This is a genomic window from Ruegeria sp. O6, from assembly GCF_056535045.1.
The window spans coordinates 1-21,287 of the sequence record NZ_JBQERM010000025.1 but is presented as its reverse complement, the minus strand read 5'-3'; the positions used below and the strand labels follow the sequence as shown (position 1 = coordinate 21,287).

Genomic DNA, 21,287 nt, shown 5'->3' with positions numbered 1-21,287 from the left:
CCTCGGAACCTCTCTGCAGATCTACCAAAGCATCGAAAAACAAATGGGACGAGAAAAACTCAACCAACTCCTCGACCTGCTCGAAGAACTACAAGCCGTCAAAGTCTGACCCCGCCTTGTAACGGCGAGGTCAGGGAAGATTTTAAAGGCTCGCCAAACCGGTATCCAGCGCCGACAGGATCTTGGACACATCGTCAGCCGTGATGATCAGTGGTGGCGACAGAATAATGTTGTTACCCGACACCCGGACCATGACACCGTCATCATATGCAACCTTCTGCACCTGCAACGGAAGATGCTTGGCAATCGGTGCTTTGGTGCTGCGATCCGAGACCAGTTCCAGCACACACATCAGGCCCTCACCGCCGCGCACGTCGCCGACCACGTCGTACTTGTCGGCCAGCCTTTTCAGGCCGGTAAACAGTTCATCCCCACGAGCGGCGGCGTTCTCCCACACCCGCAGGCGGTTAATTTCCGCAAGTGCTGCCAAGGCTGCTGCCGCTCCGACCGGATGGCCGGAATAGGTGTAGCCCTGATCGACGGACGCTTTGCCAGTGGTGTCGCGTTCGAACACTTCGGCAACTTGACCGGAAATCATCGCAGCGCCGAATGGGAAATACCCGTTCGTAATAGCCTTGGCCGTCGTCATAATGTCAGGCTGCACACCCCAGTGCCGGGCTCCGCTTTCGCTGCCGGTGCGGCCAAAGGCTGTGATAATTTCATCCGAGATCAACAGAACGCCGTGTTTCGAGCAGACCTCGCGCACCAACGGCATGAAGCTCTCGTGCGGTGGAATTACACCACCAGCACCCAAAACAGGTTCCATGATGAACGCTGCAACAGTATTTGCGCCCTGGAACGCAATCTCAGCTTCCAATGCTTTGACGCAAAGCTGTGCCAAACGCTCGGGATCGGTCTCGTCGAAGGGATTGCGATAAGTCCATGGTGCCGGGATGTGGAAACATCCAGGCATCATCGGTTCGTAGGCAGCACGGAACTTCTGGTTGCCGTTGACCGACGCTGCAGCGAAATGGGTCCCGTGGTACCCCTGTTTCAAGCTTATGAATTTGGTGCGCCCGTCCTCGCCGCGTACCTTGTGGTACTGTCGTGCCAATTTCAGTGCGATTTCAACCGAATCGGAGCCGCCCGAAGTAAAGAACGCGCGGGTCAATCCATCTGGCTCGAAGAACCGGGCCAGCTCGTATGACAATTCGATCGCCTTGTCGTTGCTGGTGCCACGGAAAGTTGAATAATAGGGCAAAGCGTTCAGCTGGTCGGCAATCGCCTGCTTCACTGGCTCGCAGGAATAACCCAGATTGACGTTCCACAACCCTCCCACGGCGTCGATGGCCTTGTGGCCGTCCACATCGATGATGCTAACCCCTTCGCCGCCGACCAAAATGGTTGGTAGGTTCTTTTGGCTGTCGGCAGGGTGCGCCATCGGGTGCCAAAAATAGCGGGCGTTGTTTTCCTTCAGGAAGTTGGAATCCTTCATTTCAAAATTCTCCGGGAATTTCGTCCGACCGAACACTCGGTCGAAACTCAGTTGGAAAGTTTGCAGGAGCCTGGCCACCAAAGATTGCCGTAAGCTCTTGCGAAACTTGTTTCAGGGTATTCAGTAGGGGCGGCTGCCGGTCGCCTGCGGTTCTGATTTCAGGAACCGCGAATGAAACCGTCCCAAGCGCCAGTTGATCAATTCCGAAAACCGGGGCTGCAAAGCCATGAACACCGGTTTCGAAACTTCCGTTACTATAGGACCAACCGGTTTCCTTTACTTCGACGAGACGTTCTTGAATGAGTTCAAGGTTCGTTAGCGTAGAGGCAGTAATACGGGGCAAGTCGCGATTTTTGAGGCCTTCCAAAAGTGCAGGAGGGCCAAAACAAAGCATGCACAACCCTGAGGCTGTGGCGTTGAGCGGAAGGACTTCCGTGGGGTCTAGGCTAACTCGAACGCTGTGCTGAGTTGTCTCGACCACTAGCGCCGTTTGAAGAACATCATTTTCCAGAAGAGAAAGGTGCAGGCTTTCTCCTGCTTGTTGCATCGCGGCCTGCATTTTTAGGCGCGCTGCTTTGAGGCCGGGATTTGCAATCTCGCGTAACGCGGCAAGACGCAGTGCCGCCGGGCCAATCATAAAGGATTTTGTTCCCTGATTCTGCTCGATCAATCCGAACTCTTCCAGTTCACGCAGATGCCGAAGAACAGTCGCCTTATTGACACCAGATAGCCGAGCCATCTGGGTCAGCCCGATTTCGGGCCGTGCGTTGGAGAATAACTCCAACAATCTCAAAGCATTAAGAGCAGTTCCCATAAGTTACTCCTCCTCCTTAAGAGAATACTTGACACAATGTAATTAACAACGCAACAATAAACATGACTTATCGGTTCATTATTTGAACCATCAATGGGAGGAGTCTATGAAGAAAATTCTTACCGCTGCCGTAATGGCGGTCTCTGCATCAGCTGCTTTCGCTGAGTATCCAGAGAAACCTGTATCCTTCGTCGTTCCGTGGCCTCCGGGCGATCTGGAGGATGTATTGACACGTCTGATCGCAGATGAATTTCAGGAAATGTACGGCGTACCAGCAGCAGTCGTGAACAAGCCTGGCGGTGGTGGTGGTCCGTTCCCTGGTGCTGTCGAAGTCGCCACTGCTCCGGGTGATGGCTATACGGTCGGCTCTTTTGTAATAGGCGTGCCGGTGATTGGCCCCGAGATTGGCATTCCAGAGCTGAACCCCAACCCATTTGACCCAATTGGCATCTTCCTGACCTATCCGTTCGTGATAGCGTCCAGCAAAGACGCACCCTTCTCATCTTGGGAGGAGTTGGTGGAACATGGCAAAGATAACGATGTTGCACTGGGGCATTTCGGCTCTGTCCTGCCCCCCACCCAGGTGACATTCGCAGCTGCTGTCAGCAGCGGGTTTGATTTCGCCAGTGAAGCCGCATTTGATGCTCTGGACTGCAACACCCTGACTTCAGGCGACGTGGACGTGATCAACACGACACTTCAACTTATACTACCCTGCTTAGATCAGGTGAATGTTCTGGCCAGCATCGGCGGTGAGCGGATTCCCCTGGTCCCTGACACTCCGACTGTTGTCGAGCTAAATCCTGACCTGCCTTTGGCACTATGGAACGGTCTGTTCGTTCACAAAGACACCCCGGCAGAGGCGCGCGAGAAGATCTCGGCAGCCGCTCAAAAGGCTCTGAGCTCCGACAAAGCCAAGCAGCTTGCCGAGGAAACAGGTGCACTGATCTACTGGCAGGACCCGGACGCCTCCAACGCGCAGATTGAAAAAGACAAAGCCTCTTTCGCCAAAATCGAAGAGATTCTGGGCGAATAACTCAAGATTGGCCCGGCAGGATTCAAACTGCCGGGCCTATTTTAATCGGTGGGGAGGTAGAGATGATCGCGAAAACCTTACAGGACATGTTCAAACGATATCGCCGTCCTGGCGATGTAGTTTTTGCGTTCGTGTTCCTTGCGTTTGCTGTCTTTTTGTTAATGCAGCTGGACGAGCAGACACAAATCGTCAAGCGAACCAAGTGGTTTGCGCAACCCAGTCTTTGGCCAATGATAGCCCTCTGGGCCATGGTGATTTTCGGATTTCTGCACTGGCTCAGTTCAGCAATGTCACAGCGGCGTCACGGACGGTGGACCGAAGTGGCATTCTGGTTGAGGTCGTTTGAATATGTTTTCTACTTCCTCGTTTACGTAAAAGCTGTTCCCTTGCTTGGGTATCTTCCCGCGACGGTAATATTTGCCGTGTTTTTGGCAATTCGCACCGGGTTTCGCGATGCTAAGGGTATCGGTTGTGCCGCATTGTTCGGCGTTTGTGTCACGGTCATCTTCAGGGCTTTCTTGCAGGTGAAAATCCCGGCCGGCGCTCTCTATGAGTATTTACCCGACACGGTTCGCGCGTTTGCGCTGACGTATCTTTGAGGTTTCGCTGATGGATGCTCTATTATCAGGTTTTTCGATACTTGCGCAGTGGCCGGTAATCGTTGCGCTTTTGATCGGGTCAATCGGAGGCGTGATTATTGGCGCTCTGCCAGGGGTGGGAGCGCCGGTGGCAATTGCCATTCTGTTACCCGCCACTTTCGCGTTTGAACCCATCGTTGGCCTGACCCTGCTGCTAGGCATCTATGGGTCCTCGATGTATGGCGGTGCAATCCCTGCCGTCCTGATCAATACACCGGGCACTGCAGTCAATGCCTTGACCACCTATGACGGCTATCCAATGACGAAGCGCGGCCAGGGTCATCGGGCGTTGTCACTGGCCTATTCGGCGTCATTTTTTGGAGGCATCTTTTCGATAATTTGCCTTATGCTCTTGTCTCCCGTCCTAGCACTCGTTGCCCCGCATTTTGGCAGCCGTGAGATTTTCCTAGCCGCGTTGCTTGGCATCATATTGGTAATTCTCGCTCATCGCGGCCAGATCTTTGCAGCGGGCATGCTGGCGGCATTTGGTCTGTTCTTGAACACTGTCGGGCTGGAGCCGGTCAAATACACCCGTCGTTTCACGTTCGAGCAAAGCTGGCTGGCTTCTGGGGTAGACCTGATTGTTGTTGTGCTGGGGCTGTTCGCAATCAGTCAGGCATTGCTTCTGTTGCTGGAAAAAAACCATGCACCGGGTGAAGCACATGTTGGCGGAAGCATCTTTGCGGGATTAAAAGAGCTGCTTGGTCTCAAGCGTATTGCAACCGTGTCATCCAGCATCGGCGTTTTCATGGGGATGGTGCCGGGCACCGGCGAGTTCACCTCGCAATTCCTATCGTACACATACGCCCAAAAAACCTCTAAAAATCCAGAAGCCTTTGGCGATGGTTCGCCCGAAGGGCTGGTGGCTTCTGAATCCGCAAACAATGCTGTTCCCGGAGCGGCGATGATCCCGCTGCTGGCGCTGGGCATTCCCGGCGAGGCACTGACGGCAATGATGTTGTCAGTCTTTTACGTGCACAATGTGATACCCGGGCCGCAGCTGTTCGAAAACCAGATGGATTTCGTCATGGCCCTCTATATGGCGTTGATCCTGCTGAACGTGATCGTTCTGGTGTTTTTGCTGTTCTCGACCAACTTGCTTCTGAAGATCATTCAGATTCCAACTCGTTTTCTGGGCATCATGATCCTGATCCTGGCATTTGTTGGTGTATACAGCCTGCGCAACTCGATCACCGACTGTGCATTGGCCGCGGCATTTGGAGTTTTCGGTCTGATCCTCAAACGGCTGGACTTGCCGATTGTTCCGATCATCCTCGGCATGGTTCTGGGCGGCATTATGGAGGTCAAGCTCCGCAGCGCCATGGCTCGGGTTAATTCACCGCTGGATTTTGTTGATAGACCGATTGCCGCCATCTTGTTCGGTATGATTGTTCTGATCCTCATTCTGCACTTTCGGGCTCTGTACTTCGAGTTCAGAAACAAGCTGCGACCAGAACCAAACGCCGAACCCGTCGATGCAGATCACCCAAATCAACAAGGTTGAGAATATCCATGGATCAGTCCCTAATCGACGCGCTGCGAATGCAGCAAGTCGCCCCGCGCGGCCATTTCATTAACGGCAATTTCACTGGCGGTGAAACGGGTGCACAGGTTGAAGTGTTGTCCCCCATCGACGGCCGACCTCTGACTAGGATCGCCGATGGCAGCGCGGCGGACATTGAAGCTGCCGTCCTGGCCGCTCGGGTTGCTTTCGAGGACGGGCGATGGTCCGAAATGGCACCGTCAGGACGCAAGAAAGTGTTGCTGAGGTTGGCGGATCTGATCGAAGAGCGTGCGCTGGACATCTCTGTTCTGGGGGTGCGCGACAACGGCACCGAGATCAGCATGGCCTATAAAGCCGAGGCGCTTTCGGCGGCGGCGACATTTCGGTACTATGCCGAAGCAATCGACAAGATTTATGGCCAGATCGCGCCAACCAGTCACGATATTCTTGGCCTCGTACACCATGCCCCGGTCGGCGTGGTGGGTGCAATCGTACCGTGGAATTTTCCGCTGATGATCGGCAGCTGGAAAATTGCTCCGGCCCTTGCGGCAGGCAATTCCGTAGTATTGAAACCCGCAGAAAGCGCTTCGCTCAGCCTTTTGAAGATTGCTGAACTGGCTGCTGAAGCCGGGGTTCCGGATGGCGTGTTCAACGTCGTGACAGGGCGCGGCTCGGTTGTGGGCGAGGCACTGGCACTGTCGATGGATGTAGACATTATGGTGTTCACTGGGTCAGGTGCGACGGGTCGTCGGTTGCTGGAGTATTCAGCTCGTTCCAATCTGAAGCGCTGCTACCTTGAGTTGGGCGGTAAGTCAGCCAACATCGTCTTCAACGACGCCCCGGATCTGGCCGAGGCCGCCAAAGTGTCCGCAGCGGGAATCTTCCGCAACTCCGGTCAAGTCTGCGTTGCTGGCTCTCGCCTTCTTGTTCAGGAAGATATCTACCAGGATTTCGTGGCCGAAGTCTCGCGCCATGCTGAAAACTTTCGCGTCGGCGATCCGCTGGACCTGAACAGCCAGATTGGTGCCGTTCACAGCCTGCCGGAACTTGAGGCCAATCTGGATTTTGTTGCCAAAGCCGAGGCGGAAGGGGCAGAGCGGCGCACCGGTGGTAATCGCATCCTGATGGAGAGTGGCGGCTATTATATGTCTCCGACCGTAATGGCCGGGGTAAAAGAGACGGACCACTTGTTTCAGAACGAAGTCTTTGGCCCCGTTCTGGCGGTGACCCCCTTCAAAAACGAAGAAGACGCGATCCGGTTGGCGAACGCCACCGTGTATGGCCTGGCTGGCGGTGTCTGGACATCTAACCTTGGCCGCGCCCACCGTATGGTGGCTGGTATCCGCACAGGCGTCGTGCATGTGAACACCTATGGCGGTGCTGATCTGACCGTACCGCTTGGAGGAGTGCGCCAGTCCGGCAATGGGCACGACAAGTCTTTGCACGCGCTTGAGAAATACTTCGACCTGAAAACGGCCTGGATCAAGCTCTGAATGGCGGCGGAACGAAGGAGGAGCTTATGACTATGAAAACGATCCTGCTGATCGGCACCTATGACACGAAAGAAGCCGAGATGCGTTTCATTGAAAACGCAATTCACGCACAGGGCGCTGATGTACTGACAATGGATGTCTCAGTGCTGGGTGATCCCAAGACGCCAACCGACATCTCCAAGCACGACGTCGCTTCTGCCGGTGGCATGACCATTGATGAAGTCATCGCACAGGGGGATGAAAATAAAGCTTTTCGGGTAATGTCCGCGGGTGCCGCAAAAGTGGTTGCCCAGGCCTATGCCGATGGCCGCTTTGACGGGATGCTGGCCACCGGCGGTACCATGGGCACCGATCTGGCACTGGACTGTGCACAAGCGCTGCCGATGGGTGTGCCAAAATACATTGTGTCTACGGTCAGCTTTTCTCCTCTGATCCCTCCGCATCGTCTGGCGCCGGATATTCAGATGATCCTGTGGGCCGGCGGGCTCTATGGTATGAATTCGATTTGCCAGTCTTCACTCAGCCAGGCAGCCGGGGCAGTTGTTGGCGCGACCAAGGCCGCTATTGCACCGGACCGCAGCAAGCCATTGATTGGAATGACCAGTCTTGGCTCGTCTTGTCTGCGCTACATGAAGACGTTGAAACCGGCGTTGGAGGAACGCGGTTTTGAGGTGGCGGTTTTCCACTCTACCGGCATGGGTGGCATGGCATTTGAAAAGCTGGCCGGCGAGGGCGCATTTGCCTGCGTGATGGATTTCTGCATGCAGGAATTCGGAAATTTTATGGCGGGCTCTGTCGTGTCCAGCGGCGAGGAGCGTGTAACCAGTGCAGGTCGCGTAGGCACACCGCAGATGATCGCGCCCGGAGCGTTGGACCTGTTGGATTTCGCGGGCTGGCAGGACATCCCCGACCAATATTCAGATCGTCCGTTTCACGTGCATAACCGACTGATCAAGAGTTCCGTCTTCAATGGGGATGAACGCCGCGCTTGGATCCGTGAACTGGCCAACCGAATGGAGGCCGCAACGGGACCTGTCCACTTTTTCCTGCCTGTTCAGGGGGTTGAAGCATGGGACAAAGAAGGCGAGGCGGCGCATGACCCTGATGCACTGGCAGATATGGTGGATGAGGCACGCATGGTTATACCGGGTCGTGTGCCGATGACAGAACTTGACGCTCATATCAACGACCACACGTTCAGCGAAGCGGTCCTCGTGCAATTTGATGCCTGGGTCGAGCAGGGTGTAATCAGCAAAAATCGCTGACCTTCGTCATTCCAACAAATGCATTTAACCTTCGGACGCCGTGGCGCCGCCTCGAGGGATACCTGCGAAAGTTGCATACCATTACAGGAAAAAGGTCAGCTTATTGCCGACAAGACAAAGCTGCTTGGACCCAATGTATTATCCCTCTAAGGCGACCCGGTCCATTTTGTTAGGGGTGAAGGAGTATCCTGCCAGGTATCGTGACACTGGGGAAACCAAAGACGAACGGCCATCCGGTGGGTGGTGTTGTTACACGAGCAGAATTCTTTGTTACTTTTCTTAAGTGCTATCGCTATTTCAATACGTTTAATAGCAACCCCGTTTTCTGTGCTGCAGCGATGGCGGTATTGGAAGAGATCAAAGACAGCAATTGCTGGAGAGCGCGAAAAATGTGGGATTGCATGCTCGCAAATGAATGGAAGCGCTGGCTCAGAAACGTGCCGTTATTGGAAACGCACGCGGATTCAGTCTGATCTTCGGTGCAGAAATTGCTTTAGACCGCGACGGCAAGGAACAAGGATATCGGCTTTCGCATATCTGGACGAGTAATACGAGAAAAGCGATCATTCTGATGAACACGTGTCCGGTTTGATTGGACCAGACAGTGACTATCGGAGCAAAAAGCTCGAGTTGATCGTGTCACTATGAACTGTTGGGTCACTATCTATGGGCTACGGTACAAAAAACGGTAACGTCCCTAGTACCTTTACACCCGCGCACCACCAAAAGGACACGCGTAAGCAGAATAGCAAAGCCAAATTGATATGCCGGGTGTGATCCAGAAAAAACAGAGCGTCACATACATCCTTCCGACACTTCACTCCTCGGTAAGGTGTTTCCTGACAGTTGGATCAATCTTGGTACTATGGGTTGAGTAGATACCACAGGCGGCAATGGCCTCACGCGCGGTTACCCGCTCGTGCAGGCGCTTCCAGATTGTTTTGGCGGCGTAGGGATGCGGGTAAGGGCGCCAAGCAACACCCATCGTCATTCCCCGCAGATACTTTAGTTGCTGGCGGTGCGCTGAATATAAGATGGTATTGGCAACGCTGCCTTCGCGCATCAACTCATGTTCGGTTATAAATATCCTGTTTCCCCGCATTGTCACCAAACCAACGTAACGGGAAATCTGGTGCATGCTTTTGTCTTGTGATGTGGCAATTTCGCGGGACCGGATTGTGAAAAGCCCATCAACTTCCTGAATACGGATTAACGAACAAAATATCTTCCCTTCCCAGGAAGGCGTGCAGAAAAACGAGTGATAGAAACCAACATAGCGCCTGAGGTTTTTGTGTTGGCCCCGAAAAGGATCCAGAAACGCGTCTGCGGGCGTTTTTCCGGATGGTGGTAAGACGTCCTTTAGCATTTGCTCAAAGTAAGCAGTTTCAGCGAACAGTTCGGCTTCTGTCAGGCCGAAATGGCGCGCGATCCGACGCATGTTGTGGGCCGAAGGCAGGCTGGAGCCATTCAGATACCGATTGAATTGCTGCCGGTTGACGCCAATATCCCGACAAATCTTTGAAATATTGCCGTGTTCTGCGCATAGCGACTTCAGGTTGGCAGAAAAATACTGGGACATGGAAAAACCCTTCGCTATTTGACGCTATTTCGCTGCAAATAGCATCACTTCGCATAAGATTGCACAATTTGTTTTTTCTGCAAATTGTTTTCTTCTTCGGCATCAGCTCGCAAAAAACAAGCTCTCGGATGCCAGTTAAAACCGTCGAAAACACATGGATCACACTCTCCGACGGGCGGAGGCTTGCTGCTCGACTCTGGTTACCCGAAACCGGTCCAGCTCCGGCCATTCTGGAATACCTGCCTTACCGCAAACGCGACGGCACAGCGCCCAGGGATGAAACAACACATAAGGTATTTGCCGAGGCTGACTATGCCTGCGTTCGGGTCGATATAGCGGGTACGGGCGACAGCGAAGGGCAATTCGACGATGAATACTCGGAACAGGAACTGAGTGATGGTGAAGAAGTCATCGCATGGATCGCAGCGCAGGATTGGTGCGACGGTCACGTTGGGATGATCGGAATATCTTGGGGTGGGTTTAATGGTTTGCAACTGGCTTTCCGGCAACCGCCTGCGTTGAAGGCCGTCGTCAGCGTCGCCTCGACCGTGGATCGCTATGCAGATGACATCCATTTCATGGGTGGTTGCCTGCTGAGCGACAACATGAACTGGGGTAGTCAGATGTTCGCTTATCTGACCAGGCCCGCAGATCCGGCCTTACGCGCAGACTGGCGAGAGGATTGGCTGATGCGGCTGCAAAACGTTCCATTTTCAGCCGCCGATTGGCTGCGTCATCAGACACGGGACACATACTGGAAGCACGGCTCGGTTTGCGAAGACTGGTCTGCTATCCAAACCCCGGTTTTGGCCATAACCGGCTGGGCAGATGCGTATGTAAATGCCCCGCCTGCTTTGACAGCCAACCTGACATCGCCCACCAAGGCCGTCATCGGGCCATGGGAGCATCGATACGCGCATATCTCGAAAATTGATCCTGCGGATTTCCATTCCGAAGTCATCGGCTGGTTTGATCGCTGGTTGAAAGAACAGGAAAACGGCGCAGAAGATTTGCCTGCGTACCGGACATACATGCAGGAGCATTTCAACCCGACACCAAAAAACAGCCCTCGGCAAGGTCGCTGGATAGCTGAAGGTCGCTGGCCATCGCCGCACGTACATGAACAGATCTGGCATCTGGCACCGGGCGAATTTTCCCCTACCCCAGCCCAAGGTTCCGCAGCCATTTCGTCGCCCTGCCATTTGGGCATGCAAAGCGGGTATTTTTGTGCAGGTATGCGGATCGATAACGAGCTGCCCGACGACCAGGCAAGCGACGATGCATTGTCGCTGTGCTTTGACAGCGCGCCATTGCGTGCGCCGCTGGAATTGTTGGGGCGCGCAAGACTGAAGTTTCGGTTTTCAGTAGACAAGCCTGTCGCTCAGATTATTGCGCGCCTATGCGATGTATCACCCGAGGGTATTTCACAGCGCATCAGCTACCGGTCGTTGAACTTATGCCATTTCCGCGATCACGAGACACCTGAATTCTTACAACCCGGCGAGGAATATGAGGCCGAGGTTGCCCTAAACGAATGTGCGCATCGACTGCGTGAGGGTCATGTGTTGCGGCTGGCCCTGTCGACGTCCTACTGGCCAATCATCTGGCCATCGCCAAACCAGGCACAGGTGACATTGCATTTGCAGGACTGCGCCCTGCATTTGCCGGTGCGCGAAGTATCGCGTGAAATCCAAGCTTCCGAACCCGGTCCGGCGCCGAAGTTTCCGGTTCTTGCAGCCGATCAATTGCGGACACCTGCGTCGCATTCCGAACGTAAAGAAACAGAAGACGGCCGGATCGTGCTTGAGACGTTTGACGACTATGGTAAATCACGCGATCCCTATCACGGCCTGATTGTCGGCAGTGATGTGCGCATGCATTACGGCATTAACCCGGATGACCCGGCCACTGCCCGGTTTGAGACGGCCTGGAATTTCACATTCGAACGGGCGGAGTGGCAGGTCGCCATCTCGACCGAGTGCCGCATGAGTTGCGACACGCAGAATTTCTACCTCTACCGCAAACTTCGCGCCACCGAAGGTGCCGATGAAACCGAAGTCCTGACAAAGGAATGGTCGGAAACCATTCCACGCGGATTTCTCTGACTTAATCCTAGGGAGGATACTATGAAGATAGAATGGACAAAGGCCAATGTTGGTCGTCGCGGGTTCCTGAAAGGCGCAACCGCGCTTGGAGCGACCACGGCGCTTCCGATGGGGTGGGCAAATCGCGTATTTGCAGCAGACGACGGTGTTCTGCGGGTACGGGCCTACGGCGATGCACAGAATATGGATCCGGCCCACTCGGTTGGTGTCGTGGAAGAAGAGGTACATGCCTCGATCTACAACAAGCTGATCCAGTATAAGCCAGGCGAGGAATGGGGCTGGCAGCTCGACGCGGCAACGATGATCGAGCAGGTTGACCCCACCCATATCAAGTTTGCATTGCGTGGCGATATCGGCTTCACCAACGGCTTTGGCGCCATGACCGCCGAGGACGTCAAGTTCAGCATGGAACGGATCGTGGATGACGCGACCGACAGCCCAAACAAACCCGACCTGGGACCGTTCAGCCATGTTGAAGTGACCGGTGAACGCGAAGGGACGATTGTGTTGAACAAACCCTTCGCACCGATTTGGTCAATTGCCCTGCCTTACATCACCGGAAACATTGTTTCGAAAGCAGCGGTCGAAGCAGCCGGTGGCCGGATCGGTGCTGATCCGGTGGCAGAGTCCGGCCCATATCTGCGGGACAGCTGGTCGCCCAAGGAAAAAACGGTTCTTAAGCGCAACCCCGACTGGAAGGGCGATGCTCCGACATGGGACACAATCGAGATCTATCCGATCGACGACGAAAACACCGCCGAGATCGCGTTTGAAGCGGGCGAACTGGACGTAACTCGCGTGTCGCTGGGTTCAGTCGAACGTTATCGCGCTGGTGTTCCCAATGGAGGATCGCTGGTTGAGAAACCCTCGCTTTACTATGTCTGGATGGGAATGAATGTTGAACATCCAAAGCTGCAAAATCAGAAGCTGCGACAGGCGATTCAACATGCCATAGATGTCCCCAGCATTCTGGAGGCTGCCTATTTTGGTGCAGCCGAACCGGCAACCGGGATCATTGCTCCGGGTTTGGCTGGGCATCGGCCGTCTTCGCTGGTGCCACCTGAGGCAAATTTCGAAAAAGCGGCGCAACTGCTTGCGGAATCGGGTGAAACCAACGTCACTCTGACCCTCGACACGCTAAACAAGACAACGTTCACGACAACTGCACAGATCATTCAGGCGACGCTGGCGCAAATCGGTATCACAGTTGAGGTGAATGTTCTGGAATCCGGTGCGTTCTGGGCGTCTGGCGACAACGAAAACCTGCAACTTGTTCTGAACCGCTATTCGATGACGCCGGACCCGTATTATGCGACGTCGTGGTTTACGCCCGAGCAAATTGGCAAGTGGAATTGGGAACGCTTTAACAGCGCAGAGTTCAACGAAATCCACGAAGCTGCGGCTGGGGAAACAGATATCGCAAAGCGGGCTGAAATGTACCAGCGTGCGCAGGACTTGATGGAAGAAAGCGGTGCCTATCGCTTCATCACACACGAGGCAACACCGGTCATTCACAGCGCAGGTGTCATTCCTGCATTGCGCCCGGATGGGCTGTCGCTGCTGCGTTACTTTGGCAAGTCGACCTGACCTCCCCAGGTCGACAGGGAGCGGCGGGCGCTGACACTCGCCGCTCCATAACCAACGCCATCCAGCCACAAGGAGCCAGTTGGCCATGCTGAACTTCGCAACCCGTCGCTTCGGGCTGTCGCTGCTCATCCTTTTCGTGGCGGTCACCGTCATGTTCCTGATGATCCGCGCTGTACCAGGCGATCCGGTCCAGATCATGCTGGGTCCGCGCGCCACACCCGAGCTTCAGGCCCAACTCACCGCCGCACTTGGTCTTGATCAACCGATCTGGAAACAGCTGCTGATCTTTTACTCGAACCTTTTGCAGGGTGACCTTGGCACCGATGTCTTCTCGGGTCGGTCTGTGACTGAGATTGTGTTTCAGCAATTGCCGTTCACTCTGGAGCTGATTTTTGCATCAATCCTGTGGTCCGCAAGTCTTGGTATCGCACTTGGCGCTTATGCGGCTGCGCATCCAAACACGATGATCGACCGGATCGCCGCCGCAATTTCCGTCAGTTTTGTTGCCGCTCCGGCCTTTGTTGTTGCGCTTTTGGCTTTGTTGGTTTTCGCCGTTAATTTGCAGTGGTTTCCCGCCATTGGGGCAGGAGAGGGGTTCTGGGACCGCCTTGACCATCTGGTTTTGCCTGCATTCGCCATAGGGCTCAGCTGGGTAGGATATATCGCACGGCTGGTACGGGCGTCGATGCTCGAGGTCATGGGTGAAAGCCATGTGCGTACCGCCCGGGCCTTTGGTATCGCGGAACGTCGCGTGGTCATGGTTTACGCATTGCGTATCGCAATTCTACCCGTGGTCACCGTGATCGGGGTCGGGATGGGCTTTCTGCTCAGCTCAGCCGTTTTTGCCGAAATCGTTTTTGCCCGACCAGGCTTGGGTAAGTTGGTCATCGACAGCATCACGACCCGAAACTATCCGATTGTGATGGGTTCGGTCCTTGTATCAACGGCACTGTTCGTTGTGTCGACCGCCTTGGCCGATCTGATCAACGCGCTACTCGATCCACGCGCACGCACGGCTCATTAAGGAGGCGGAGTGATGGTAAAATCTCGTTCCGAACTTGGCCAGATCATAGTCGGGGTTGCCCGCGACCCGCTTGGGTTAATGGGTTTGATAATCGTTGGGACCATCGTGTTCTGCGCGATATTTGCTGCCTGGATTGTGCCTTACGATCCCATTGCCATGGATATCAAATCCCGCCTGCAAGGGCCGTCCGCGGCGCATCTGCTGGGCACGGATCAGCTGGGTCGCGATACGTTTTCGCGGGTGATTGCTGGGGGGCAGGTTGCGCTTAAAGTGGCGCTGCCAGCTGTTTTCGGCGCGATGGCGATTGGCCTGACTTTGGGCATGATAGCCGGGTACGGGCCGAAATGGCTCGACAACCTGCTGATGCTGTTTTTCGATACCATCCGGTCCTTTCCGACGGTGATGTTTGCACTGGCTGTTGTGGCCCTTGTCGGGCCCAGCTTGCAGACAGTTGTATTCGTGGTCATGGCGACCTCGATCCCGACATATGGGCGCGTGGCGCGAACCCAGACCCTGACGCTTCGCAATTCCGAATTCATTCTGGCAGAGCGATCAATGGGGGCCAGCATGACGCGTATTCTGGGTGTGCACATGCTACCCAATATCATCGGGGTTCTGGCTGTCTTAGCAGCCATGGATATACCCACCGTCATCGCGCTGGAGGCCGGGCTGTCATTTTTGGGGTTGGGTGTGAAACCCCCGACACCCAGTTGGGGAGCCTTGCTCAAGGATGGCTATTCCCTGATCCGCCAAACACCGTGGCTGGTGGTGGGCGGGGGCCTGCCGATCATTCTGGCAACACTTGGATTCACTTTCCTGGGCGAAAGCCTACGTGATGTGGTCGACCCGAAATTGAGGAAACAGCGATGACCGATACACTGCTGGAAATCGACCGCCTGAGTGTTGACTACGAAACGGGCCGTGGCGACCTTAAGGCCCTGAGGAACATCACATTCAACGTCAACAAGGGTGAAATTGTTGGTATTGTCGGGGAATCCGGATGCGGCAAATCCACCCTGATCTCATCCATCCTGCGCCTGACCGCCCCCAATACGCGGTTCCGTCAAGGTGAGGTTCGTTTCAAAGGGCAGGACCTGTTGAAGGCTTCCGAGCGTCAGATGCGCGACCTGCGCGGTGCAGACATATCCATTGTCTTCCAGGATCCGATGCAAACGCACAATCCGGTTCTGACCATCGGGCAGCAGATGCTGGACATTCAGCATCGCTCAAAGCAGTCAAAGGCGGATAAATTGACCCACGCAGCCAAGATGCTGGGTGCTGTCGGCATCCCCGATCCCGAAGCGCGCCTGAAGCAGTATCCGCATGAGTTCTCAGGTGGGATGCGCCAGCGGATCGCCATAGCAATGGCGTTGATGTCCGAGCCGGACCTCTTGATCGCGGATGAGCCAACCACTGCATTGGACGCCACTCTTGAGGTACAGATCATCGAGCGCCTACAAGAATTACAGCGCGAGTTTCATTGTGCCATTCTGTTTATTTCGCACCATCTGGGCGTGATCGCGGAACTCTGCGACCGGGTGGTGGTGATGTATGCAGGAGCCGTTGTCGAAAGCGGCGATGTGCGTGAGATTTTCCACAACCCTAAACACCCCTATACACGTCGTCTGATCGAATGTGATCCCGGCCACATCAAAGAACGCGCCCGCGTTTTGCCCACCATCCCCGGTGAAGTGCCTGATCTGGCCAACCTGCCCGGGGGGTGCATCTTTCGGGACCGTTGCGATCAGGCCATGGCGCGCTGCGCGACCGATGTGCCGCCACTGGATCAACTGAAAGAAGGCCACCACGCCGCATGCTGGCTGAACCACGAGGAGGTCGCAACATGAGCTTGCTGAATGTCGTGGATCTTAAAACCAGTTATGGACCGGTCAATGTTCTGGCGGGTGTCAGCTTTACCGTAGAACCTGGCGAAACTTACGCTCTGGTTGGTGAAAGCGGATCGGGTAAGACGACGGTAATCCGCGCGATTGCGGGTCTTGCGCCTGCACAGGACGGTTCGGTCACATTCGAAGGTCGGGAAATTCGGGGCGCGCCGGAAAGCGTCATGCGCCCGCTGCGTAAAGACATGGCGATGATGTTTCAGGACCCGGTCGGTAGCCTGTCGCCCCGCCTGACAATCCGCAGCCTGATCACCGAACCCTATCGCATTCAGGGTATGAAAGATCGCGATCTGGATGCCGAGGCCAAGCGCCTATTGGAAATGGTGAACCTGCCCGCGCATTTTGCCGATCGCTATCCCTATCAGCTGTCAGGAGGTCAGGCCCGGCGCGTGGGCGTCGCGCGCGCCCTGGCGCTGGAACCCAAGCTGATCCTTGCGGATGAGCCGACTGCCGGTCTTGATGTCTCGGTTCAGGGTGAGTTGCTGAACCTGCTCAACGAACTGCGCGAAAGGCTGGGGCTGGCGATGGTCATCATCACGCACAACCTCAGCGTCGTGCGTCACGTGGCCGACAGAATGGGCATCATGTATCTGGGCCGTTTGGTCGAGGAGGGCACAACCGAAACGATCTTCAACAACCCGCGCCATCCCTACACCCGCTGCCTTCTGAGCGCCAACCCCGAGCCGGACCCGGATGCGCGATTGGAACGGATCGCCCTCAAAGGGGAGCCTCCCAGCCTGCTGAAGCGGCCATCTGGCTGTGAGTTTCGCGAGCGTTGCCCCTTTGCCAGAGACATTTGCACCCAAACCCCGGAATGGGAAGTAAAGGGCGGCCATGGGCTGCGTTGTCTGGCCCCGCTGTCGTAACTAGGAAATCCAATGCCAAGCACACTCTACTTCAACGGCACCATCCTGACTATGGATGCGCAGAACTCTTCACCAGAGGCGGTGCTGACTGACGGCAACAGAATTCAGGCAGTGGGGGCCGAGGCTGAGTTGCGCGCCCGCATGCCTTCGGATGCGCACGAGCATGATCTGAAGGGTCGTACCCTGATGCCCGCCTTTATCGACCCACACGGGCACTTTCCCGATCCCGGCTTTGTTAAGCTGTTCCGTGTCGATCTGTCTTCGCCGCCTTTAGGGGATTGCAGAGACATGTCACAGGCGTTGGACAGGCTTCACGAAAAGGCGAGTGCAACACCCGAGGGTGAATGGGTCATGGGGGTGTCCTTTGACAATACGTCCATTCTGGAAGGTCGAATGCCCACACGGGCCGAACTGGACGGCGTGTCACAACGCCATCCAATCTGGGTCATTCACGCGTCGGGTCATAATGGCGTGGCAAATTCTCTCGCGCTGGAAAGACGCGGGATAACTCGTGAAACTCCTGATCCAGAGGGGGGCCGTTATGGCCGCGATCCGGAAACCGGAGCACTGACCGGATTGATGGAAGGGCTGTCGGCCATGGGTGAAATGGGCGATACTGATTTCCTGATTGACCGCGACCGGTTTTGGCGGGGTTTTGACGCCTGCCGCAGCGAATACCTGGCCCATGGTGTGACCTATGCCCAAAATGCCTGGGCATCGCAGCCCATGCTGGACCACTTCGCCAGCCTGCCTGCGGATCAGGATCCGGGAATTGACATCGAGCTTTTGCCCGTCGGAGATCTGGAGCCAGAGTTATCTTCGCGTTGGATTGGAACGAGCTGGCCGGGCAACCCGCATTTTTCGCTGGGTCCGCGCAAACTGTTTACGGACGGGGCCTTTCAGTTACAGACCGCGTATTTGTCTGCTCCATATTTCAAACCTGCCAGCCCTGATAATCCTTGTGGAATGACCTATACCTCGCAAGAGCAGCTGGTTGCGGATGTAGAAAAGCTCCACAGTCAGGGCTTGCAGATTCACTGCCACTGCAATGGCGATGCCGGTGCCGAGATGTTCATAGATGCGGTGGAAAAGGCGCTTGTTGCACACCCGCGCCAGGATCATCGACATACCATTATCCATGGCCAGGTTCTGAGGGATGACCAATTGGAGCGTATGGCCCGGCTTGGTCTGACCGTCAGCTTCTTTCCCGCCCATGTCTTCTTTTGGGGGGATCGTCATTACGATACTTTCCTGGGACCCGAGCGAGCCGAACGGATATCGCCGGCGGCGTCAGCCGAACGGTATGGCGTGCGATACACGATCCACAACGACGCCTCGGTCACACCGACGCGTCCAATCCATCTTGCCCATTGCGCGGTGAACCGAAAATCCGCTTCTGGCCGTGTGCTTGGCGAGGATCAGAAGATCAGCGTTATTTCAGCCCTGCGGGCCCAAACCATCGAAGCCGCTTGGCAGGTGTTCAAGGAAGATCAACGCGGATCCATAGAACCGGGTAAAATTGCAGATTTTGTTGTTCTTTCGCGCAATCCACTGCACGACCCGGACCGCCTGTCAGACACTGTCGTGCTTGAAACCATCCGCTATGGCGAAAGGGTTTTTTCCGCTGTGTGTACTGAACAAGAGTTTGAGCACGCATAATGGCGACCAAGCGTATTGTGATCGCGGGGTTCCAACATGAAACCAACTGTTTCGGTGTAACGAAAGCTGGGATGCCTGAGTTTGAGATGGCGGATTCCTGGCCGGGAATGCTGCATGGTTCACAGGTTCTTCTGGAAACCGGGGGCATGAACCTTCCGATCGCGGGTTTCACCGCCGCGGCACAGGCAACGGGATTTGATGTCATTCCCGTTTTGTGGTGCTCTGCCGAACCGTCCGCCCATGTCACCGATCATGCATTCGAAACGATCTGCGGGATGCTGTTGGACGGAATATGGGGCGCAGGCCAGATTGACGGTGTCTATCTTGATCTGCACGGAGCTATGGTCTCCGAAAGCCTTGCTGACGGTGAAGGAGAGCTTTTGCGTCGCGTTCGTGAAACTGTGGGTCCAGACGTTCCAGTGGTCGCAAGTTTGGACCTTCATGCCAACATTTCCACCGAAATGGTCAAACACTCAGACTACCTGTCGATTTTTCGCACTTACCCACATTTGGATATGGCGGAAGCGGGTGCACGATGCGTTCCAGTCTTGCGTCGCCTGCTGGCGGGTGAAACCCTATACAAAACGTTCCAACCGGTGCCTTACCTGATCCCCCTGCATGCGCAACACACGGGTTCTGCGCCGATCAGTGATATCTATCAATTGCCTGTCAGGTTTGAACAGCAAGGCATTCTGGCAGAGATCGCTCTTGGTTTTACGGCGGCGGATTATCCTGACACCGGACCATCCTGCCTTGCTTATGCCTTGACTGCTGAAAAAGCGGCTGCCGCTGCCAAAGAGATTGTCAGCATGTTCCTGTCCCGTGAGGCCAATCTTGAATGTAAGATGTTGTCTTTGGAAGAGGCCGTTTCCACATGTCGTCAAAGGCGCGAAAAACCCATCGTTCTAGCCGATGTTCAGGACAATCCGGGCGCAGGCGGAACGTCAGATACAACGGGGCTGCTGGCCGCTTTGATTGAGGGCGGGGTAAAAAACGTTCTGATGGGTCTGTTCCATGATCCGGAAAGTGCCATTCAGGCCCATGCGGCAGGGGAGGGCGCACGGATCATTTTGGCTATCGGCGCAAAGTCGAACCTGGCCGGACATGTTCCATTCAGGGCAGAGTTTGAAGTGCTTTCCTTAAGTGATGGCACATGCCGCTATACCGGTGAAATGTATGGCGGCGGAACAGCTACGCTTGGCAAGACAGCTGCGCTTCGCTTGGTTGGACACGACGCCGAGATCGACCTTGTCGTCACAAGCATACGAAACCAATGCCTGGATCGCGCACATTTCACACATATCGGGTTAAACCCTCTGAGTTATTCGGTGATCTGCGTCAAAAGCACAGCGCATTTCCGGGCGGATTTCGAACCAATTGCAAGCCATGTATATGCGGTCGCTGCGCCTGGGGTTTTCCTCTGCGACCTTGGAAAGGTCCCTTATTCTTGTATCAACAGAAGGTTGGCCAACTGTCGCCATACCTCCTTTGACGTGACGTGAAACGAAAGTTTGTTGACGTGCGATACGCCCCAATGGATTCAAATATCTCAACCCCGAAGAGTCAGCCTTGAGCCGTCCACATAAACCTGACCCCAATTGGATCTTGAATACGATTCCCTGAGGCCAGTCGGCCAAAATGCATCTTCATACACCAGTTGACCCACGTCTCTCTCAGAGCTTGTTACAACGCAAAGGCAACTTGCACATCACTGAATCGTTTCTTCGGCATAGATACACTTCTCTCGCACCAGAAATGTATCCGAGGCAATCGCAGCGCGATCAGCATCTCCTACTGAGCGGGGTCAACATTACCAAAAGAAGCTGTCATCCTCCAGCAAGGATGCAATTGTCAGGTTGGCATCCTCTTCTGGCACATTGTCTGTGGCTTCTTGCCACACAGCTTCCAGGATGGTTGTCGAAGGCCCGTAAATGTTGTTTTTCACGCAAGAGACAACCAATCCATAGATATCTTCCTCATTCTGGAAGGTGGGCAAGTCTGGCACGAATTCCAGATAGTCGACATCTTCGTCCCATTCGGAGGCACCGGACTCCTCGGCCACCGTCACGGTATTGTTTTCCGGTGCCAACAAAGCGCTCAGTTTTGGTTGAGCAGGACCGATGGTCCCATTTCCATCAATATCGTGACTGTAGAAGGTTTCGACATCCACAACATTGGCGATGCTAACACCGCCTTGGTATTGCCCCGAAGCATCCGTGGTCCATTCAGCATATGACCCGTTCGCATTTTGCCACAGCACCTTGTAGCCACCGCCCGAGGCTTCGGCCTGAAGCGCCTGCCAGCCCGGCAGGCTGTCTGGC

At 55.1% G+C, this 21,287-nt stretch carries 17 protein-coding genes; 13 read left to right on the top strand and 4 right to left on the bottom strand.

Annotation, left to right across the window (positions count from 1 at the left end; genetic code table 11):
- Positions 1-142 precede the first annotated feature (142 nt).
- Together ACR0DY_RS19390 and ACR0DY_RS19385 are read right to left on the bottom strand one after the other, a co-directional pair.
- Entirely contained in the window at positions 143-1,495 is a 1,353-nt protein-coding gene (locus ACR0DY_RS19390; protein ID WP_480489338.1) for an aminotransferase class III-fold pyridoxal phosphate-dependent enzyme, read from the bottom strand.
- Between the two features lies 1 nt (position 1,496).
- Complete coding sequence (locus ACR0DY_RS19385; protein ID WP_480484910.1) at positions 1,497-2,309, bottom strand: IclR family transcriptional regulator; 813 nt, start codon at positions 2,307-2,309, stop codon at positions 1,497-1,499.
- Positions 2,310-2,415: 106 nt separating this feature from the next.
- Between ACR0DY_RS19385 and ACR0DY_RS19380 the strand changes: the two genes are divergently transcribed.
- The 5 genes from ACR0DY_RS19380 (at position 2,416) to ACR0DY_RS19360 (ending at position 8,245) form a co-directional block, all read left to right on the top strand.
- Positions 2,416-3,345, top strand: a complete 930-nt coding sequence (locus ACR0DY_RS19380) for a tripartite tricarboxylate transporter substrate binding protein (RefSeq protein WP_480484909.1) — start codon at positions 2,416-2,418, stop codon at positions 3,343-3,345.
- Positions 3,346-3,407: 62 nt separating this feature from the next.
- Positions 3,408-3,944, top strand: coding sequence for a tripartite tricarboxylate transporter TctB family protein (locus ACR0DY_RS19375; RefSeq protein WP_480484908.1), 537 nt, complete (start codon positions 3,408-3,410; stop codon positions 3,942-3,944).
- 10 nt (positions 3,945-3,954) lie between these two features.
- Positions 3,955-5,487 (top strand): tripartite tricarboxylate transporter permease, encoded by a 1,533-nt coding sequence (locus tag ACR0DY_RS19370; RefSeq protein ID WP_480547582.1) that lies wholly within the window; start codon positions 3,955-3,957, stop codon positions 5,485-5,487.
- A gap of 8 nt (positions 5,488-5,495) precedes the next feature.
- Entirely contained in the window at positions 5,496-6,980 is a 1,485-nt protein-coding gene (locus tag ACR0DY_RS19365) for an aldehyde dehydrogenase (protein WP_480547584.1), read from the top strand.
- A gap of 26 nt (positions 6,981-7,006) precedes the next feature.
- A complete protein-coding gene (locus ACR0DY_RS19360; protein ID WP_480547586.1) occupies positions 7,007-8,245 on the top strand; it encodes a Tm-1-like ATP-binding domain-containing protein in 1,239 nt (412 codons plus the stop codon).
- A gap of 817 nt (positions 8,246-9,062) precedes the next feature.
- Here the strand turns inward: ACR0DY_RS19360 and ACR0DY_RS19355 are convergent.
- Positions 9,063-9,824 (bottom strand): helix-turn-helix transcriptional regulator, encoded by a 762-nt coding sequence (locus ACR0DY_RS19355; protein WP_480484904.1) that lies wholly within the window; start codon positions 9,822-9,824, stop codon positions 9,063-9,065.
- Positions 9,825-9,952: 128 nt separating this feature from the next.
- On the opposite strand from ACR0DY_RS19355, the gene ACR0DY_RS19350 reads away from it, so the two are divergent.
- From ACR0DY_RS19350 to ACR0DY_RS19315, 8 genes are all read left to right on the top strand, one after another.
- Positions 9,953-11,929, top strand: coding sequence for a CocE/NonD family hydrolase (locus ACR0DY_RS19350; protein ID WP_480484903.1), 1,977 nt, complete (start codon positions 9,953-9,955; stop codon positions 11,927-11,929).
- Positions 11,930-11,950: 21 nt separating this feature from the next.
- A complete protein-coding gene (locus ACR0DY_RS19345; RefSeq protein WP_480898979.1) occupies positions 11,951-13,516 on the top strand; it encodes an ABC transporter substrate-binding protein in 1,566 nt (521 codons plus the stop codon).
- Positions 13,517-13,601: 85 nt separating this feature from the next.
- Complete coding sequence (locus ACR0DY_RS19340; RefSeq protein ID WP_480484901.1) at positions 13,602-14,540, top strand: ABC transporter permease; 939 nt, start codon at positions 13,602-13,604, stop codon at positions 14,538-14,540.
- Positions 14,541-14,552: 12 nt separating this feature from the next.
- The gene (locus tag ACR0DY_RS19335) at positions 14,553-15,410 is read left to right on the top strand and encodes an ABC transporter permease (RefSeq protein ID WP_480484900.1); all 858 of its coding nucleotides are present in this window, start codon (positions 14,553-14,555) and stop codon (positions 15,408-15,410) included.
- On the top strand, positions 15,407-16,387 hold the full coding sequence (locus ACR0DY_RS19330) for an ABC transporter ATP-binding protein (RefSeq protein ID WP_480484899.1): 981 nt from the start codon (positions 15,407-15,409) through the stop codon (positions 16,385-16,387). Before ACR0DY_RS19335 ends, ACR0DY_RS19330 begins: the two co-directional genes overlap by 4 nt.
- The gene (locus ACR0DY_RS19325; protein ID WP_480489328.1) at positions 16,384-17,307 is read left to right on the top strand and encodes an oligopeptide/dipeptide ABC transporter ATP-binding protein; all 924 of its coding nucleotides are present in this window, start codon (positions 16,384-16,386) and stop codon (positions 17,305-17,307) included. Before ACR0DY_RS19330 ends, ACR0DY_RS19325 begins: the two co-directional genes overlap by 4 nt.
- Positions 17,308-17,319: 12 nt before the next feature.
- On the top strand, positions 17,320-18,966 hold the full coding sequence (locus ACR0DY_RS19320) for an amidohydrolase (RefSeq protein ID WP_480547590.1): 1,647 nt from the start codon (positions 17,320-17,322) through the stop codon (positions 18,964-18,966).
- Positions 18,966-20,468: a M81 family metallopeptidase gene (locus ACR0DY_RS19315; protein WP_480484896.1), complete on the top strand. Its 1,503-nt coding sequence runs from the start codon at positions 18,966-18,968 to the stop codon at positions 20,466-20,468. Before ACR0DY_RS19320 ends, ACR0DY_RS19315 begins: the two co-directional genes overlap by 1 nt.
- A 308-nt stretch (positions 20,469-20,776) precedes the next feature.
- Here the strand turns inward: ACR0DY_RS19315 and ACR0DY_RS19310 are convergent.
- Positions 20,777-21,287, bottom strand: a 511-nt coding sequence (locus ACR0DY_RS19310; protein WP_480856504.1) for a hypothetical protein, incomplete at its 5' end; no start/stop codon positions are given.